The 18,541-nt window shown below is 60.9% G+C and carries 16 protein-coding genes; 9 read left to right on the top strand and 7 right to left on the bottom strand.

Features of this window, described 5'->3' with window-relative positions; translation table 11 throughout:
- Window positions 1-118 precede the first annotated feature (118 nt).
- Both cspA and yjbD read right to left on the bottom strand, forming a co-directional pair.
- Window positions 119-331: an RNA chaperone/antiterminator CspA gene (gene cspA / locus AB5Y91_RS04285; RefSeq protein WP_025328559.1), complete on the bottom strand. Its 213-nt coding sequence runs from the start codon at window positions 329-331 to the stop codon at window positions 119-121.
- Between the two features lie 393 nt (window positions 332-724).
- A complete protein-coding gene (gene yjbD / locus AB5Y91_RS04280) occupies window positions 725-1,009 on the bottom strand; it encodes a DUF3811 domain-containing protein (RefSeq protein WP_162519186.1) in 285 nt (94 codons plus the stop codon).
- 351 nt (window positions 1,010-1,360) lie between these two features.
- Here yjbD and AB5Y91_RS04275 point away from each other — a divergent pair, with 351 nt between their 5' ends.
- A complete protein-coding gene (locus tag AB5Y91_RS04275; RefSeq protein ID WP_080675244.1) occupies window positions 1,361-1,483 on the top strand; it encodes a hypothetical protein in 123 nt (40 codons plus the stop codon).
- 48 nt (window positions 1,484-1,531) lie between these two features.
- On the opposite strand, the gene AB5Y91_RS04270 is transcribed toward AB5Y91_RS04275, so the two are convergent.
- Window positions 1,532-2,302 (bottom strand): substrate-binding periplasmic protein, encoded by a 771-nt coding sequence (locus AB5Y91_RS04270; protein WP_368169152.1) that lies wholly within the window; start codon window positions 2,300-2,302, stop codon window positions 1,532-1,534.
- A gap of 158 nt (window positions 2,303-2,460) precedes the next feature.
- Window positions 2,461-3,036, bottom strand: coding sequence for a single-stranded DNA-binding protein (locus AB5Y91_RS04265; RefSeq protein WP_106885612.1), 576 nt, complete (start codon window positions 3,034-3,036; stop codon window positions 2,461-2,463).
- A gap of 519 nt (window positions 3,037-3,555) precedes the next feature.
- Between AB5Y91_RS04265 and AB5Y91_RS04260 the strand changes: the two genes are divergently transcribed.
- The gene (locus AB5Y91_RS04260; RefSeq protein WP_162472085.1) at window positions 3,556-4,194 is read left to right on the top strand and encodes a LuxR C-terminal-related transcriptional regulator; all 639 of its coding nucleotides are present in this window, start codon (window positions 3,556-3,558) and stop codon (window positions 4,192-4,194) included.
- 94 nt (window positions 4,195-4,288) lie between these two features.
- Window positions 4,289-7,117 (top strand): excinuclease ABC subunit UvrA, encoded by a 2,829-nt coding sequence (gene uvrA, locus AB5Y91_RS04255; RefSeq protein WP_368169151.1) that lies wholly within the window; start codon window positions 4,289-4,291, stop codon window positions 7,115-7,117.
- A gap of 175 nt (window positions 7,118-7,292) precedes the next feature.
- On the opposite strand, the gene AB5Y91_RS04250 is transcribed toward uvrA, so the two are convergent.
- Window positions 7,293-7,418, bottom strand: coding sequence for a hypothetical protein (locus AB5Y91_RS04250; RefSeq protein ID WP_005328766.1), 126 nt, complete (start codon window positions 7,416-7,418; stop codon window positions 7,293-7,295).
- A gap of 324 nt (window positions 7,419-7,742) precedes the next feature.
- Here AB5Y91_RS04250 and AB5Y91_RS04245 point away from each other — a divergent pair, with 324 nt between their 5' ends.
- The 3 genes from AB5Y91_RS04245 (at window position 7,743) to AB5Y91_RS04235 (ending at window position 11,967) form a co-directional block, all read left to right on the top strand.
- Window positions 7,743-8,354, top strand: coding sequence for an OmpW family outer membrane protein (locus tag AB5Y91_RS04245; protein WP_025328553.1), 612 nt, complete (start codon window positions 7,743-7,745; stop codon window positions 8,352-8,354).
- Between the two features lie 200 nt (window positions 8,355-8,554).
- The gene (locus AB5Y91_RS04240) at window positions 8,555-10,534 is read left to right on the top strand and encodes a methyl-accepting chemotaxis protein (RefSeq protein WP_163149461.1); all 1,980 of its coding nucleotides are present in this window, start codon (window positions 8,555-8,557) and stop codon (window positions 10,532-10,534) included.
- Between the two features lie 8 nt (window positions 10,535-10,542).
- Window positions 10,543-11,967, top strand: coding sequence for an ABC transporter substrate-binding protein (locus AB5Y91_RS04235; RefSeq protein ID WP_368169150.1), 1,425 nt, complete (start codon window positions 10,543-10,545; stop codon window positions 11,965-11,967).
- Between the two features lie 77 nt (window positions 11,968-12,044).
- Here AB5Y91_RS04235 and AB5Y91_RS04230 read toward each other — a convergent pair whose 3' ends face one another.
- Entirely contained in the window at window positions 12,045-12,839 is a 795-nt protein-coding gene (locus AB5Y91_RS04230) for a GNAT family N-acetyltransferase (RefSeq protein ID WP_368169149.1), read from the bottom strand.
- Window positions 12,840-13,166: 327 nt separating this feature from the next.
- On the opposite strand from AB5Y91_RS04230, the gene metF reads away from it, so the two are divergent.
- Complete coding sequence (metF, locus tag AB5Y91_RS04225) at window positions 13,167-14,063, top strand: methylenetetrahydrofolate reductase (protein WP_025328549.1); 897 nt, start codon at window positions 13,167-13,169, stop codon at window positions 14,061-14,063.
- A gap of 181 nt (window positions 14,064-14,244) precedes the next feature.
- Here metF and AB5Y91_RS04220 read toward each other — a convergent pair whose 3' ends face one another.
- The gene (locus AB5Y91_RS04220; protein ID WP_368169148.1) at window positions 14,245-16,209 is read right to left on the bottom strand and encodes an LTA synthase family protein; all 1,965 of its coding nucleotides are present in this window, start codon (window positions 16,207-16,209) and stop codon (window positions 14,245-14,247) included.
- A gap of 262 nt (window positions 16,210-16,471) precedes the next feature.
- Between AB5Y91_RS04220 and AB5Y91_RS04215 the strand changes: the two genes are divergently transcribed.
- Both AB5Y91_RS04215 and AB5Y91_RS04210 read left to right on the top strand, forming a co-directional pair.
- Window positions 16,472-16,744 (top strand): DUF2442 domain-containing protein, encoded by a 273-nt coding sequence (locus AB5Y91_RS04215; protein ID WP_106885132.1) that lies wholly within the window; start codon window positions 16,472-16,474, stop codon window positions 16,742-16,744.
- A gap of 124 nt (window positions 16,745-16,868) precedes the next feature.
- The gene (locus tag AB5Y91_RS04210; protein ID WP_368169147.1) at window positions 16,869-18,485 is read left to right on the top strand and encodes an alpha-amylase family glycosyl hydrolase; all 1,617 of its coding nucleotides are present in this window, start codon (window positions 16,869-16,871) and stop codon (window positions 18,483-18,485) included.
- The last annotated feature ends 56 nt before the right edge of the window (window positions 18,486-18,541 follow it).

Raw genomic sequence — 18,541 nt, 5'->3', positions numbered from 1 at the left:
TTTTGGCAGGGGAGAGAGGTAATTACGGGAATACAGATAACAAAAAACCCGCCGAGGCGGGTTTTTTCAATTCTTGCAGAAGGACTTTCCGATTGACGAAAAGGCTTCCTGGCTTGAATTACAGACCAACTACGTTGGCAGCAGCCGGGCCTTTCTGGCCTTGCTCGATGGTGAACTCAACGCGCTGACCTTCGTCCAGGGTTTTGAAGCTGGTGGACTGGATAGCGGAGAAGTGTACGAACACGTCTTTGCCACCGTCAGCCGGGGAGATGAAGCCAAAACCTTTCTCAGCGTTGAAGAACTTTACGGTACCAGTCATTTTGTTAGACATAATAATTTCCTTGAATAGTGATGTTGAAACGCTACGTGTGTAGCAATCCATGATTTTTCGTCAGCAATACGTATGGGGAGCACTAAAGAAGGAGAATTATTTGGCGAGAATCATCTGGGACAACTCTATGCACAAATCACTGCTTTAAAATGACTGCCTAACATAATCAGGTCTGAACTACCGAACCATCGAAATCGATTAGAACACGCTCACTCCGCCATGGCAATCTTTATCTTGGTATTAATTCCTGCCAGGCGAGGAGGTGGTAGCGTGTTATCTTGATAAAATCGTTTTATACCAGAAGGTTATCTAACAATTTCCGGTATGAAAAAGGGAAGTATGCAGGTCCATGTCCGGGTGGCAGCACAAGCATCCGGACATGGGAGACAGAAATTATCGCTTGCTGCGGTACTTGTTGCTGACGGAGTCCGCCCAGTTGAAGGTCTCGGGCAGCACCTGATTCTTGGCTCGCTCCTTGGCCTTCTCCCGCGCCAGTGCGGAGGCCGCCTTGGCTGCCTTGGCGCGATCCTCGGCGATTTTCAGGCGCCCTTCCTCACGGATCTTGTTACGTTCCCCATTGGTCAGGGTGTGATCGGCATGGGCCTGGGCCTTCTGCAACAACAGGGTGATCTCGGCTTTTTCGGCCTCGGTAAGATCTTTCATTTCCAGCTTTTTCATGGCGCACTCCTGCGGCAGGTGATGGTTCACCCTAACACACTCCGGGGGCCGACTCTTATGTAATCGTCCTCTTGACCCCAAAAGGGCAAGTTGAGTGCGTTTTCCTGCCGGTTTTCGCCCAGATGCGAGCCGGTTGTGGCGGTTTGTCCCAGATTGTCGGGGCGTGGATGACGAGGTCCGTGCCCTGTGTGGCGCCGTTGTCCGGCGAGGCTGGATCCCGGTGGAGGCTGGGGGTATGCTGGTGCCAGTGCGATCCTCGATCGTCACTGCTAGCGTACTGTGATCTATGATTCGGATGGCATGCTGGAATCTTGATTCCAACTGTCCTGGTAACATTTTTGGAGTCTGATGATGAGCAACAAAGAACAGCATCACGGCAAAGATGCCAAGAAAAAACCGCAGATGTCACTGAAAGAGAAGCGCGAGGCCAAACGTCAGAAAGCTGATCTGAAAAATGGCGGCGCGATGAAGTAACGCTCCACTACACTGTTGTTCCTCTGGAGCCAGTATCAAGCCAGTCCGTCATGGGCTGGCTTTTATGTTTCTGTCGGATGAGGCCGTGCCATAGTCGGCAAAGATCTGCTCATAGCGGCCATCTTCCTTCATCTTGCTCAACTGGCGATCGAACCACTGCTGCCGCGCCGCCTGGCGAAAGGCGAAGTGGTACCGGGTGGGGGGGAAGAGATCATGCTGTCGGATCCGGTCGGCTTGATAGCGCTCGCCGCCCTCTGCTTGCCCGAGCAATTGTGCCATGTAGTAGTAGAATATCCTCTGCTCCAGGATCACGGCATCCGTGCGCCCCAGCAACAACTTCTGAACCTGCCCCTCCTGCCTCGCCACCTCCTCATAGTGGGGGTTCTGATCGACTATGCCGGTGAACTCTTTTCCCAGGATCTGCCTGGCCCGCTGGAAGGCGCTGACTCGCAGCGTCTGCAGATCCCTCATGCTCTTGAACGCCGTCTTGTCGAGGGTAAAGACCCGGTTGTGAAAGGTGATCACCGCCTGGGAGAGGTGGGCGCGGCTCAGCATGCCGGGTCTGACGTTGATGATGGCATCCAGCTTGCCTTCCTCCAGCATGCGGAAGGTCCGCTCCAGAGGCAGATAGATGAACTCGGGCTCATGACCGCTGCCGGCGAACGCCTCGCGCATGAGATCGAGCTCGATGCCGCGATCCTCGTGCGTGATCACATAAGGAGGGATGGCGAAGCTCACCCCCACTCGCAGCGGCTTGGCGATCAGAGGGGCGGCAAACACCAGCAAGATGAGGCACAGCAGGCGACCAAGGTGATTCATGCAGGTTCTCGGGGAAGTGACTCGTCCCGAGAATAGCCACAAGTCAGGGCGAGGGAGAGGGTAAGGTGCGGATCGTCGCAACAACATGATGAGGGAGGGGATGAATGCGTCAAAAACAGACAAAAAAGGCCCTGAGTCATCAGGGCCTGGGTGTCGATTTAAAATGGGATATCGTCGTCGAAATCCATCGGCGGTTCGTTGTAGACCGGCGGTGCAGACTGCGGCTGCTGGGCCGGACGACTGTAACCACCCTGTGGCGGCATATTCTGCTGCGGGGCTGCGGCCGGGCGCTGCATCGCTTGCTGGGGGGCGGCCTGTTGCGGCTGGCCCCAGTTGCCCTGGGACTGTTGACCGCCCATGCCCTGGCCGGCGCCGCCTTGCGGACGGCCACCCAGCATCTGCATCACGCCGGTGAAGCTGTCGACCAGCACCTCTGTGGTGTAACGCTCCTGGCCACCCTGATCCTGCCACTTGCGGGTCTGTAGCTTGCCTTCGACATAGACCTGGGAACCCTTCTTCAGGTACTCGCCCGCCACTTCGGCCAGCTTGCCCATGAAGACCACACGGTGCCACTCGGTGCGCTCTTTCTGCTCACCGGTCTGCTTGTCGCGCCAGGTGTCGGAGGTGGCCAGGGTGATGTTAGTCACGGCACCGCCGCTCGGCATGTAGCGCACTTCCGGGTCTTGCCCCAGGTTACCGATCAGAATGACTTTGTTGATGCCTCGACTGGCCATAATCTCTCTTCCACCCTTATGTATACCGGCCAGGCCAAATGCCTGGTCCCATTCAATATGTCGTTTGTTTGCAATGAGATGCGCGCCACGGATGGACCTCATCTTCACGCATGTCACGGCTGTGCCAGATTCAACCGACGCGTTTATCGGCCATCCGCCGCAGCGTTTGCCCGCAATAATACCAGTTGGCGGAGATGAGCGCACACCTTCCTGTCCCGGCGAGCACCAAACCCCGCCGCTGGCGGTTCGAGTAACTTACCCGAGGTATGGACCCACCAGCAAGGGGACGACGGGGCAGAGTGCTGCATCGACGGCCAAGGCCTGCTATGGTGCTGGTCGGCACTACTTAACCCCCCAAATGGGGGGTGTGTGCTAGTCATTTGTATTGGTTGGAAAATTGCTGAGCTTCAAAGGAATCACAGCGGCGTCTAATACTTTTTTAATGCTGCAGCCAGGAGGGGGATTGGTACTCTTCCTTGCCGAAAAGCCCCGACTCGAATGTGCAAGGAAGTTCTCTTGATGACGCCCGAATACCCCTTAGTGCTGATCACCGAAAATAATGCACAAGCCAGCAGTTTCCAGCGTCACCTCAGCGAACAGCTTGGCTTGTCCATCTTGCTGGTGGGGGAGATAGAGGCCCTGCCCGAACCCGCCGAAACCTCTGCCCAGACGCTGCTGCTGATCGATCTGGACTATCTGAAGTCGGCTCAGCAGGCGGATTGGAGCAAGGCCATCTGCAGCCGCTTCGGCGAGGCCAGTGCAGTGCTGCTCAACGCCCCGACCAGCACGGACAGGGAGCTGCTGCTGATGTGGCCCCACACCAGCGGGCTCTTCTTCCGCCAGGACAACCTGGATCGGCTGGTGATTGGCATCCGCAAGGTGTTGCAGGGGGAGTACTGGATCCCGCGCCATCTGCTGTGCGATCTGGTGGATTACTACCGCAAGGGGAGCGGCCAGCCCCTGCGCAACCAGACGTTGCTGACGGCCCGTGAGCAGGAGATAGTCCGTCACCTGATGACGGGGGCCTCCAATACCGAGATCGCCGACAGCCTGTTCGTGAGCGAGCACACCATCAAGTCCCACCTCTATAACGTGTTCAAGAAGTTGAACGTCAAGAACCGCCTGCAGGCGGTGAGCTGGGCCAAGGAGTACCTCTGAGAACCGGGATGGGATGATAAAAGCCTGTCTATTCATCCAGTAGTCTCTATGCCATACTGGCCCGCTCTGGTTCCCGTATCGAGCGCGCAACAAGATGGAAAAAATCGTGATCCGGGGTGCCCGCACCCACAACCTCAAAAACATCAACCTGACTCTGCCCCGTGACAAGCTGATCGTGGTCACCGGCCTGTCAGGTTCCGGTAAGTCCTCCCTGGCGTTCGATACCCTCTATGCCGAAGGCCAGCGCCGCTACGTGGAGTCTCTCTCCGCTTATGCCCGTCAGTTCCTCTCCCTGATGGAGAAGCCGGACGTGGACCATATCGAGGGGCTGTCGCCTGCCATCTCCATCGAGCAGAAGTCCACCTCCCACAACCCGCGCTCGACCGTCGGCACCATCACCGAAATCTACGACTACTTGCGCCTGCTGTTTGCCCGGGTCGGTGAGCCCCGTTGCCCTACCCACGCCATCCCGCTCGCCGCCCAGACCATCAGCCAGATGGTGGATCAAGTGCTGGCCCAGCCCGAAGGCACCAAGCTGATGCTGTTGGCGCCCGTGGTGCGCAATCGCAAGGGGGAGCACAGCAAGCTGCTGGAGAACCTGGCGGCCCAGGGCTATATCCGCGCCCGCATCGATGGGGAGGTGTGCGATCTTTCCGATCCTCCCTCGCTGGAGCTGCACAAGAAGCACACCATCGAAGTGGTGGTGGACAGATTCAAGGTGCGGGATGACCTGGCACTGCGCCTCGCCGAATCCTTCGAGACGGCTCTGACCCTCTCCGGTGGCATAGTCCTGGTGGCTCCCATGGACGGAGAGGAGGGGGTTGTCCCCCTGATCTTCTCCGCCAACTTCGCCTGCCCCGAGTGCGGCTACTCCATGTCGGAGCTGGAGCCGCGCATCTTCTCCTTCAATAACCCGGCCGGGGCCTGCCCCACCTGCGACGGCCTGGGGGTGCAGCAGTACTTCGATCCCGCCAAGCTGATCCACGATCCGAGCCAGAGCCTGGCCGGTGGCGCCATCCGGGGTTGGGACAAGCGCAGCTTCTATTACTTCCAGATGCTGAAATCCCTCTCCGAGCACTACAAGTTCGATCTGGAGGCGCCCTGGGAAGATCTGCCGGTCAAGACCCAGGAGGTGATCCTGCGCGGCTCCGGCCGCACCGAGATCGAGTTCCGCTACATGAACGATCGCGGCGATGTGGTGGTGCGCAAGCACCCGTTCGAGGGAATACTGCACAACATGGAGCGCCGCTACCGGGAAACCGAATCCAACTCGGTGCGGGAAGAGCTCTCCAAGTACATCGCCAACAAGTCCTGCACCAGCTGCGGTGGCAGCCGGCTGCGGGAAGAGGCGCGCCACGTATTCGTGGACAACCGCAATCTGCCGGCCATCGCCGAGCAGTCCATCGGCGATGCGCTGGCCTTCTTCGAGGGGCTGAACCTGAGCGGCCAGCGCGCCCAGATTGCCGAGAAGATCCTCAAAGAGATAGTCGAGCGGCTCGGCTTCTTGGTGAACGTGGGCCTCAACTATCTGAGCCTGTCGCGCAGCGCCGAGACCCTCTCCGGCGGCGAAGCGCAGCGGATCCGGCTGGCGAGCCAGATCGGCGCCGGTCTGGTGGGGGTCATGTATGTGCTGGATGAGCCTTCCATCGGCCTGCACCAGAGGGACAACGAGCGGCTGCTCAAGACCCTGACCCACCTGCGCGATCTGGGTAATACCGTCATAGTGGTGGAGCACGACGAGGACGCCATCCGCCTCGCCGACCATGTGCTCGACATAGGCCCCGGGGCTGGCGTACACGGCGGCGCCATAGTCGCGCAGGGGACGCCGGAGGAGATCATCGCCAACCCCGCCTCGCTGACCGGTGACTACCTCTCCGGCCGCAAGCAGATCGCCATTCCTGATGAACGCACGCCGCTCACCGGCAAGTGGTTGAAACTCAAGGGGGCGAGCGGCAACAACCTGCGCAACGTCAACCTGGATCTGCCCATAGGGGTGATGACCTGTGTCACCGGGGTCTCAGGCTCGGGCAAGTCGACCCTGATCAACGACACCCTGTTCCGCATCGCCCACCGGGAGCTGAACAAGGCAACCGAGTCCACCCCGGCGCCCTATCGCGAGGTGGAAGGGCTGGAGCACCTGGACAAGGTGGTGGATATCGATCAGAGCCCCATAGGTCGAACTCCGCGCTCCAACCCGGCCACCTATACCGGCCTGTTCACCCCGATCCGCGAGCTGCTTTCCGGTACCCAGGAGGCGCGGTCACGCGGCTACCTGCCGGGTCGCTTCTCCTTCAACGTCAAGGGTGGCCGCTGCGAGGCCTGCCAGGGGGATGGCGTCATCAAGGTGGAGATGCACTTCCTGCCGGATGTCTACGTGCCGTGCGACGTCTGCAAGGGCAAGCGCTACAACCGCGAGACCCTGGAGGTGAAGTACAAGGGCAAGAACATCCACGAGATCCTCGAGATGACGGTGGAAGATGCCCGCGAATTTTTCGACCCCGTCCCTGCGGTGGCGCGCAAGCTGCAAACCCTGATGGACGTGGGCCTCTCCTATATCCGGCTCGGCCAGTCGGCCACTACCCTGTCGGGGGGCGAGGCGCAGCGGGTCAAGCTGGCGCGGGAGCTCTCCAAGCGCGACACCGGCCAGACCCTCTACATCCTGGACGAGCCGACCACGGGGCTGCACTTCCACGACATCCAGCAACTGCTCAAGGTGCTGCACCAGCTGCGGGATAGAGGCAACACCATAGTCATCATCGAGCACAACCTGGACGTCATCAAAACCGCCGACTGGATCGTCGATCTGGGGCCGGAAGGGGGCGCCGGTGGCGGCCGCATCCTGGTGACCGGCACGCCGGAGGAGATGAGCCGTTGCAAGGAGTCGCACACGGCGCGCTTCCTGGCCCCCTTGCTGAACAAGTAAGGGCAAGTCAGACAGACAAGGGGCCTTGGCCCCTTTTTTGTGGGCGATCGCCGTGGGGGGGAGGGAGCTTTTCTCGGGATCTGCCAGCGGCGGTCGCAGACACTGAGACTGGCTGAATGCCGCATTGGGTCGGGCAGGGCAAGCCCGTCACCGGGCGGGCGGTCACTATGGGGTGTCAGTGGGCCAGCATCAGGAAGGCGAGGGCGAACAGAAAACCGAGCAGGATAAACAGGAAGGAGCCTATGCCCCAGATGGCTGCCAGGATGCCGATGATTTTGTCTTTGCGTGTTTGTGGTTTCATAAAGATTAAATTACAGCATGGCTACATTGCTTTAATAAAATACGCTGGCCGGCATCATTAAACAACAGAGAAATGGGGATATGGGCACCATTAAGGTGTATTTGGTTGCTATTTTAAATCGGATGTCATTGCATATTCATATTTCAACTGGCTGTATTTAAATGATTTTCAGGTGTTATTTGTCAGTTTTTTGGTTATCTGAAGCTGCTGTGTACATCCATCTATTTCTTGATAACTATTGAGCTAAATCAATAACCGTCCATTCACATCCTTTTATAGTTTTCGGGCTTACAACATAGAAAGAAAACAAAAAGGAATTATGTGATGAAAAAAGTGCTTCCTCTCCTGATCGCAGCCGCTTTTGCTTCCCCCGCCGCCATGGCCCATCAGGCCGGTGACATCCTGGTGCGTGGCGGCCTGGCCTTCGTCTCTCCCCAGACCAGCAGTGACGACGTTCTGGGCACCGGCGAACTGGATATCGACAGCAATATGCAGCTGGGGCTGACCCTCTCCTACATGCTGACGGACAACTGGGGTGTCGAGTTGCTGGCGGCGACGCCTTTCTCCCACTCGGTGTCGACCCCGGGGCTGGGTGAGGTCGCCAAGGTCAAGCACCTGCCACCGACCCTGATGGCGCAGTACTACTTCGGGGACGCCAACAGCAAGGTGCGTCCCTATGTCGGTGCCGGCATCAACTACACCACCTTCTTCGATGAAGAGGGCCGTGGTGCCCTGGCGGGCACGGATGTGAGCGTTGACTCCTCCTGGGGGCTGGCGGGTCAGGTGGGCCTGGACATGGCGATCAACGACCGCTGGTTCGTCAACGCCTCCGCCTGGCTCATCGACATCGACACCGACGTGCACACCGCAGTGGGCACCATCAATACCTCCATCGATCCGGTTGCTTTCATGTTCGGCGTCGGCTACCGCTTCTGATGACAAGGTTGGCCGCCACAAGGCCATGACAACCAAGCATGTCTCTTTGGCCCGGCTCTGTTCGGGCCCTTTTCTGTCCGGCTCGGGGAAATAACCGTGATCCGGCCCCTCATGGCGTCACTTATTGCTCTTCCATTGCCTCAACTTGCCGATAGTCTCTGCGTTCACCCCTTTATTTCCCAACGAGTGAGGATGTCTCCATGGGTTTATCTATCGTGCAGCGGATCATCGCCGGATTTGTGCTGATGTTGCTGCTGCTGGTTCTGCTGGGCTTCATCAGTATTCTGAAGATCCGGGGAATCAATGAGGGGCTTTCCCAGGTATCGGATCGTGCCACTCCCCTGGTGATCGCCGTCGCAGGGCTCAAGGGAGCCCTTCAGGACAGCAACCGCTGGGTGCTGACCTACAGGACCAGCGAAGATGCCACCCAGTTGCCGCAGCTGGCCAGCCAGTTCAAGGCGCAGCAGGCGCGCTTCCTGGCCCAGAGCCAGGAGATGGCCAGGTTCAACGACGTGGCCGAGGCGGGCGAGCGCTTTCGTCAGGTAGATGGGGCCACCCGGGAGTTCTACGGTCTGGCGGATCAGGTGCTGAGCCAGCATGGCCAGTGGATAGCCGCCCTCGATCGGCGTCATGAGCTGGAGCTGGCCTTTATCCGGCTGGAAGATACCTATCAGTGGGCCGCCGATCTGCTGTTGCAGCAGACCGCCAGCAAGCGCTCCATGCGCAACAAGGCCGAACTCATCACCTCCGGCATAGCCCGGGATCTGAAGAACATCCGTCGGGCCGACGCCAAGACAGATCTCAACGAACTGGAGAAGGTGCTCGCCAAGGATATAGAGATGGCGCGCAAGCGGCTCGAGCGGGTGCTGGTGCCCGATGATGTGAGGCAGCGCTTCGTCGTCAATCTGGACAGGATGCAGGAGCTGGCGCTCGGCCCGCAGGGGCTGCTGGCCACCATGCGTCATGCCCAGCAGCTTGCGGCATCGCTGCAAACCTTGAATCAGCAGCTCGATACCAGCCTGGTCAACAGCCTGGCGCTGCTGGACGAGATGGGCAAGTCGGCGGGCAGCATCGCCAGCCAGAGCCGGATCGGGGCTGATGACGCTGTCAGCAGTGCCAGCTTCTGGATCCTGATCGTCTCCGCCATCTCCGCCGCCGCCGCACTCATCATCGGTTACACCACGGCGCGCAGCATACAGCGCCCGTTGCAGCTGATCGATCGGGCACTGGATCGCATGGCCACCGGTGACATGACTAGGCGCATCGACTACCAGAGCCGTTGTGAATTCGGCAGTCTGACCCGCTCCATCAACACCCTGGCGGACAAGACGGGGGAACTGCTCTCCCAGATCAACGCCGGCTCCCGCCATCTGGTGGAGGAGGCGAGCCGCGCCGCCGAGATCAGCGAGCGCGCCATGTCCAGGGTACAGGATCAGAAGAGCCAGACCGACCAGGTCGCCGCCGCCATCACAGAGCTGGAAGTGAGCGCCACCGAGGTGGCCCGCTCCACCGATGGTACCAAGCGCGAGGTGGATCTGGCCGACGAGGAGGCTCGCGCCGGTCGCAAGCAAGTGGCGACCACGCGCCAGATCACCGAACAGCTGGCGGGCGCCATGGAGGAGGCGGTCGGCATCACCCACAAGCTGGGAGAATTCAGCAACAACATCGGCAGCATTCTGGATGTGATCCGCAGCATTGCCGAGCAGACCAACCTGCTGGCACTGAATGCGGCCATCGAAGCGGCACGGGCCGGTGATGCCGGCCGCGGCTTTGCCGTGGTGGCGGACGAGGTGAGGGCGCTGGCAAACCGGACCCAGACCTCGACCGAGGAGATCCAGGCCATGATCGAGAACCTGCAGAGCTCCAGCAAGCATGTGGTGGAGGTGATGGCCCGCAGCCAGGAGCAGACCCAGGGTTGCGTGTCGCAGACCCGGGCCATGGATCAGGCGCTGCAATCCATTGCCGAGCGGATGAGTGCCATCAAGTCGATGGCGGATCAGGTCGCTCATGCGGCCCAGGAACAGATCTCGGTCAGTCAGGGGGTGGCCCGTCATATCGCCGGCATTGCGGACGTGGCCTACGAGACCGAACGGGAGGCCCGTGAATCGGCAGGCAGCAGTGAAGTGCTGGCGGAACTGGTCGCCAAGCAGCAGCAATTGATCGCTCATTTCAAGGTGTAGGAGGACTTATGGCTAACAAGTGGATCGGGGCCCTGAGTCTCCTGTTGTGTGGCCAGCTGATGGCCAGCGAGCTGGTGATCGAAAGCTGGCGGATAGATGACAAGGCCTTGTGGGAGGAGAAGATCATTCCCGCCTTTGAGGCCGCTCACCCGGGTATCCAGGTGAGCTTCAACGGGGTGCAGAACGTCGAATACATGCCGACCCTCTGGGCCAGCCTGAAGGCGGGCAAGGCCGGGGACCTCATCACCTGCCGTCCGTTCGACGACTCCCTGGCCCTGTTCAAGGCAGGTCATCTGGCGGAGCTGAGCGAGATGGCCGGGATGGAGAACTTCCCGAGTTTTGCCCAGTCCCCCTGGCAGACCGATAGCGGCGCCCAGACCTTCTGCGTGCCCATGGCCTCCGTCATTCACGGCTTCTTCTACAACAAGCAGATCTTCAGTGAGCTGGGGCTGACGGTGCCGCAGACCCGGGACGAGTTCTTCGCCGTGCTCGACAAGGTGAAGGCGGATGGCCGCTATGTGCCGTTGGCCATGAGTGGCTCTGAGAGCTGGGTCGCCTCCGAGCTGGGCTTCCAGAACATAGGCCCCAACTACTGGAAAGGGGAGGATGGTCGGCTGGCGCTGATCGCGGGCCAGGAGCGGCTCGACAACCCGCAATACGTCAAGGTGTTCGAGGAACTGGCCCGCTGGCGTGCCTATCTCGGCGAGGGGGGCGAGGGTCGTGACTATGCCACCACCAACGCGCTGTTCACCTCCGGCAAGGCCGCCTTCTATGCGGCCGGCTCCTGGGAGATAGCCCCCTTCACCGGCAAGGTGGACTTCGGTGTCATGCGCCCCCCTGTGGCCAAACAGGGTGACGGTTGCTTCTTTACCGATCACACCGACATCGGCATGGGGATGAACCCGGCCAGCAAGAACAAGGAGGCCGCCATGACCTTCCTGCAGTGGCTGACCACCTCCCAGTTTGCCGAGCTCTATACCAACTCGCTGCCGGGGTTCTTCTCCCTCTCCAACCACTTCTTCGAGGCCACCAACCCGGCGGCCAAAGAGATGATGGAGTGGCGGGATCAGTGTGACTCCACCATCCGGGTCGCCACCCAGATCCTCTCTCGCGGCACCCCCAAGCTGGGGGATGAGCTGGCCGAGGTGAGCCAGGGGGTGTTGCTCGGCACCATGGCACCGCAAGCCGCCGCCGATCGGCTGGAGCAGGGATTGAAGGGCTGGTACGCCCCTCATCAGGGCCAGCAGGCCAAGGCCCTGGACTGCCAATGCGCGGTTCCCGCCACGGTTGAGTCTGTCATCGCTGCGCCATCCGCGGCCATCTCGACCGAGCTGAATGCGTCCCCCGTGCCCGCGGCTGTTGCCCCCTCAGCGGCGGCCTCGACCGACGTCGAGCAGGCGCTGGCCAGCGAGCTGGAAGCGCCGCAGCCCTGAAGGGCTATACCATGAAAAAAACGGGAGGCATCAGCCTCCCGTTTTTATTTGCGCCAGACGCCTACTGTGTCAGACACCTACGGCTGCTGAGCCCAGCGGCACAGGCTGCCGATGCGCGCCACCGGAACGAAGCCCAGGGCGCGGTAGACCCGTTGGGCGTGGTAGTGCTTGTCGGCCACTATGATGAGCTGCCTGGCCCGCTCGAACCCCTGGCGGGCGACCTGGCTCAGCAGTTGACGGCACAGGCCCCGGTTGCGCCAATCCTGATGGGTGCGTACCAGCTGAAAGCGCCCCATGGTGCCGGTGAAGAAGAGGCCGCAGCTGGCCACCAGACGCTCCCCCTGCCAGATCCCCCACCATTGTCCCAATCCATCGGCGATCATGGCCTGATAGAGGTCGCGCCGCGCCTGAAGGTAGGCAAGGTAGCTCGCCTCCCCATGGCCCGAGTCCCTGTCATCGAGCTCCAGGGTCAGCCAGTCATCCCAGTCGGCGGGGGTGAAGGGGCGGGCTGGAGCGAGATCCTGGTCGCTCGGGGCCTGCCAATCGACCGCCCCCAGCGCCAGCACCACGCACTCCATGTACTGGTATCCCGCCGCCACGAAGCCGGCGACCCGGCTGTTCTGTCCCTCGGCCAGCGGCCACTGGAAGGTGCGATGGCGGATCTTGGGATCCTGGCCGATCAGTTTGTCGAAGCTGGCTTCGAGCCAACCCTTGTCGCGGTCGCTGGGCGGAGTGGGGAGCAGCAGATAGTTGCCGAAGTAGTAATCTGGGGCGGTCGGGGTGCGCACGGCCCAGAACCCTTCATGGTCCGTCACCTCGCCCTGATAGCGATCGAACAGCAAATCGGTGGCAAAACCGGGGTGATCTTCCATGACAAGGCTCCTGCAAATGCTTGAATTGATTATCGGCAGGGAGGGAGAGAAGTTAAAAAAAGGCCGGGAAACCCGGCCAAACAATCACACGCAGATTCAGAACGTCCAGGACGATCCGCCCGCATCATAGCGTGCCTGAGGCCATTTTGGGATGGGGCCCGCCGTTACTTGGGTCGAATTGCAAAATAAAAAAAATCGTTTATCCCGCCTTCGTGGGCAAATCGATGTTGACTTTGATCCGTTTTCTCATAAAGATAGAAAGACGTTTAGACGTCCAAACATCCGTTTTGACGTACAGGAATCGGTTGTAGGACAGGGAGAGAGCAGATGGGATTTCACAGCGCGCGTCAGGTTGAGGCACTCAACCAGAGTCTGGCTGACTTGGGTAACAACATTTCGGTCAGCTTCGAGTTTTTTCCCCCCAACAGTGAAGGGATGGAGAATACCCTCTGGCAATCCATCGAACGACTGCAGGTGCTGGAACCCAAGTTTGTCTCCGTGACCTATGGCGCCAACTCGGGCACCCGGGATCGTACGCACAAGGTGATCAAGGACATCAAGGAGCGCACCGGTCTTATCGCCGCACCGCACCTGACCTGTATCGATGCCAGCCGCGACGAGCTGAGAACCATTGCCCGTGACTACTGGAACAGCGGCATTCGTCACATAGTGGCTCTGCGCGGTGACCTGCCCCCCGGACTCGACAAGCCGGACATGTATGCCACCGATCTGGTCGCCCTGCTCAAGTCCGAGGCCGACTTCGACATCTCGGTGGCCGCCTATCCGGAGGGCCACCCCGAAGCCAGGAGCGCGCAGTCCGACCTGCTCAACCTCAAGCGCAAGATAGATGCCGGCGCCAACCGTGCCATTACCCAGTTCTTCTTCGATGTGGAGACCTATCTGCGCTTTCGTGATCGCTGCGCCGCCATCGGCATCGATGCCGAGATAGTGCCGGGGATACTGCCGGTCTCCAATTTCCAGACCCTCAACAAGTTTGCCGGCTTTACCAACGTGAAGATCCCGCGCTGGATGCACCAGCGGTTCGAGGGGCTGGATAACGATCAGATGACCCGCAACATGGTGGGGGCCAGCATCGCCATCGACCAGGTGCGGGTGCTGAGTCAGGAAGGGGTGAAGGACTTCCACTTCTACACCCTGAACCGCTCCGAACTGACCTACGCCATCTGCCATACCCTGGGAGTCAGGCCGAAAGGCCAGGCCTGATCCCCATCCGCCCGTGTCTGGTCATGAAATGGGTTTGCACCATATCAGCCAATCTTTAGCGTCCCCCTATGCACCGCACCGGGGAATGGTATTTCAGAGGGGAAAGGTGAATCCATATTCAGGATGAGGCAGCAGAAACGAAAAAACCGCCAGTTGGCGGTTTTTTCGTTTCTGCATCCCTTCAGTTGAGGACGAGCCTGTCGTCCGGCGCCGTCTGGTAGAGTCCCTGCTGGTAGGCCAGGTTGCCCCAGAGCACCAGGCCCAGCGCGGCATCCTTCATGGCATCCGGCTGAGGAGCTGGGGTGAGGGTCTCGCTGGCATCGTCATAGACGAAGCCTTCCGCCGCCCGCTCAGGTTGCAGTATCACCACATCCTTGCCCCGCATCAGGGCGAAGTTCTTGTCGTACTGCATGATGGCGCGCCCCGGCCAGTCCGCCGGCATCCGGGTCAGATCCTTGCCCAGCATGGGGTAGTCGGCGCTTATGCCCATCAGGGAGAGCAGGGTGGGCGCCATGTCTATCTGGCTGACGATGCGCCTATCCTGTTTCGGCGCTATGCCCTCTCCCACTATGACTCCAGGGATATGGAAGCGGGGTATGGGCACCAGGCTGGCGCCGCCGACCCGGCTGTCGTGATCGGCGATGACCAGGAACAGGGTGTCCTTCCAGTAGTCCGATGCCTTGGCCTTCCTGAAGAACTCGCCGACGGCGTAATCCGCATATTTGGCAGCGTTGTTGCGGGTCGCCCTGGGCTGCTCGTAGAGGGAGATGCGGTCGTCCGGGAACTCGAAGGGATCGTGGTTGCTGGAGCTGAATACCAGGCTGAAGAAGGGCTTGCCCTGCTTGTGGAGTGCCTCGAAGGTGTCGTTGGCCTTGGCCATGAGATCCTCATCCGAGGCACCCCATGAGCCCTCGAACACAGGGTTCTTGAAGTCCTTCTGCTCGACTATGGTGGTGAAGCCATTGCCGAGGAAGAAGCTGCGCATGTTGTCGAAGTGGCTCTCGCCGCCGTAGATGAAGCTGGTGTCATAGCCCCGCTGCTTGAGCAGGTCGGCGATGGTGAAGAAGTTGGTCTGGCTCTTGCCGAGCTTGACCACGGCCTGGGCCGGGGTCGGGGTGAAGCCGGTCAGCACCGCTTCTATGCCGCGCACCGAGCGGGTGCCGGTGGCGTAGAGCTGCTCGAACGCCCATCCCTCCCGGGACAGCGCATCTATGTTGGGGGTCAGGGGCAGGCCGCCGAGGGAGCCGACGAACTGGGCGCCCAGACTCTCCTGCAGCAGGATCACCAGGTTCTTCGGCTTGCCGCTATGGCTGGCTTCGTTGAAGGTCTGGCTGGGTTGTGTCTCGGAGTTGAAGTCCTGGCCGGGGCGGCCGCTCTCCTCGCGCACCAGTTCCAGGATCCGCTCTCTGGGCAGTTCCCCGTAGAATTCGCCGGCACTCTCCTCGTTGCTCATCTGCTTGATGGCGAAGAAGAGGGAGTAGGCGGAGTTGACCGTCAGGGCGTTGATCAGGGGATCGCTGGCGAACGCCACCATGGCCGGGTTCAGGGCCCTGTGCCCCAGGCTGGAGCGGGCGCCGAGGAAGCCGATGGCCAGGATCAGCAGGGCGAAGGCCGGGCGCAGATGCCAGCGCGGGAAGCTCAGGTGCCGCATCAGGCGTCCGCTCAGCCACCAGCCGCCCCCCAGGGTCAGCAGGCTGAACACCAGGGCCAGCAGCAGTTCGCCCTTGCGGCCTGCCCACAGCATGGCGAGCACCTCCTTCGGGTAGATGAGGTATTCGATATAGAGGCGATTGGGGCGCACCCCGTATTCGGTGACGAAGGCGGGGGTGGAGATCTCGAGGAAGAGCATCAGCCAGAGCCCCAGAGTCAGCCAGACCCGGATGAGTTGCAACCAGGCGCGGCCCAGGGCATGGGGGCCGGCCAGCAGCAGGGTGAAGACGGCGGGGACGCCCCACAGCCAGCAGAGGGTGGCGAAGTCGACGCGCAATCCCTGTAGCAGCATCTCTGACCAACCGGCGACGGCGTCGACCCGCTCCTGTTGCCAGAGCCCCAAACCTGCCCGGCTGGCGGAGAGGGCGATGAGCGCGATCACCGAAAAAATGGCGATGGGCCAAAATGGACCCAGCCAATCTCTTATTTTTGTCATTGTTTTTCCTGATAAAACCTGTTTTTTGATGCCCATCCGAGGACAGCTTTTTTTATATTGCAGGGTTATGACAATGGGGGCGGGGAAAGGTTGCGGTGCAGGGAGAGACTGGACGCTATTGATAACATTGATTTTTTAATGAGGGCTCCCGGGGGAGCCAAAAGACAGCATAAATGACTGGGCGTTGTGTGATCCCCACTGCAAAGTGCGGCGAGGGGCTTGCCTATAATGGCGCCGGATTTTCTCAATCGGAGCCGAAGGGATGCCGGTCTTTATCGATGTGGAGTATGTGCACGGCTGGTGCCTGTTCGTGGTGCTCTCTGACGGCACCACCGGGGTGCTGGACCTGACCCCCTGGCGCAGCCAGCCCCTGTTCGCGGCGCTGGACTCGGAGCGGCGTTGCGCCCGGGTCTTCATCAATCGCCGCCACCAGCTGGAGTGGCCCTCGGGCTGCACCCTGTCGGCCCAGGAGGTCTATCACCTGATTGCCCCCATCGACGAGCGCGAGGCCTTCCCGGATCGCAATCCGGGCTGAGAGTGATGGGCTAACTCGTTGAGCCAGGTAACGTTTTCAGTCACAGACCCGCTTTGGCGAGGCCGTTATCATGGCCTCAGGGTAGCGCATTTTGCGCCAGCACCACCACAGCGGGAAGATAACAATGAAACAAGGAAGGTTGCGCCATGGCGGCCTGATCGGGGCCGCCTTGTTACTGACAGCGTGCGGCAGTGGCGGCGGGGGATCCAGCGGCGAGACCCAGCCCCCCGTGGTCAATCCGCCTCCCACCTCGGACAGTCGCGCCTGCTATGGCGATGATCAGCCCGCCTGCAACCTGAGAACCTATCAGGTGATGGTGGAGTCCTTCGTCGATGGCGACGGCAGTGCCAATTACGGCGTCGGCTACGGCCCCTCCAGGCACAACGGCGATCTGCAAGGGATCATCGACAGCCTGGACCACATCAAGAGCCTCAACGTCAACGCCATCTGGCTTACCCCTGTGTTCGACTCCTGCGCCGGTCAGGCCGGGGACGACAGGCTGGATGCCACCGGTTATTTCGCCTGCGACTTCTTCAACGTGGACCCCAACTTCGGCAGCAACGCCCAGTTGAAAAAACTGGTGGAGGCGGCCCACCAGCGCGGCCTCTATGTCTTCCTCGACGGCGTCTTCGGCCATGTCAACAAGGTGGGGGTGAGCAAGCCCTCCCCCGAGGGCCGTCTGCCTGCCCTCACCAGCGGCGGCGCCGGTTATCCGGGCCAGCTGGTGGATTACGGCCAGCCCGAGAGCCTCGCCTACTTCAAGGAGGTGGCCCGCTACTGGATTGAGCAGTACGGCATCGACGGCTGGCGCCTCGATCAGGCCTATCAGCTGGGTCTTGATGACTGGCGCGCCATTCGCACCGAGGTGGAGCAGGTCAGCGCGGCACGCAAGGCCGCCGGCCAGCAGTGGGGCACCCTCGGCTACCTGGTGGGGGAGGTGTGGAAGGGAGCTGACGAGATCCGCGCAGAGGCTTATGGCAGCAGCGACAACCCGGCGCTCTCCTCGGCGTTCGACTTCCCGCTGCGCTACGGCCTGGTGCAGGCGCTGGCGGTGGAGGAGTCCGGCAAGGGCGGCCAGGGCGCCAGCGTGCTCGATGCCAGCTGGAACAAGGTGGAGAACTACCCCAATCACGCCATGCCGAACCTGATGCTGGGCAACCATGATCTGGTGCGCTTCGGCGATCTGCTGGAGCGTGGCAATTTCAATCAGGCGGACTACTGGCAGCGCCACAAGGCGGCCTTCAGCTTCCTGGCGGCCCGCTCCGGCCCCATCACCCTCTACTACGGCGAGGAGTTTGGCGACGAGGTGCCGGGCTTTGCTGCTCAGGTGAGCGGTGACTGTGCGGCCCAGGGATTGTGCGACGATCACGTGGCCCGCAGCGACGGCAAGGTGCCCGGTGTCACCGGCTTCACCCCGAGCGGCGAACAGGCCGAGCTCAAGCAGTGGCTTGGCCAGCTGCTGGCCCTGCGCGCCGCCCATCCCGCCCTCTATCAGGGGGAGCGAGTCAAGCTGGTGGCCGATGGCAGCGTCTATGGCGACATCAAGCAGACGGCGGCCGAGCAAGTGGTCTACCTGCTCAACCTCTCAACCACGCCCCAGAGCTACAGCCTGCCTCTGGCCAAGCTGCGCAGCGGCAGCGCCCTGGTGGATCTGCAGAGCGGCGAGCGCCTGGCCATGGGGGGCAGCAGCCTGACGGTGGATCTGCCGCCCCTCAGTGGCCGCTTCCTGCTGCTGCAATAAGACGGCAGACAGCAAAAGGGCTCCCGCAGGAGCCCTTTTTGTTGCCAGCTGGCGGC

Source organism: Aeromonas sp. R4-3, from assembly GCF_040908275.1.
GTDB lineage: Bacteria > Pseudomonadota > Gammaproteobacteria > Enterobacterales > Aeromonadaceae > Aeromonas > Aeromonas rivipollensis.
This window is presented reverse-complemented; position numbering and strand designations above follow the sequence as displayed.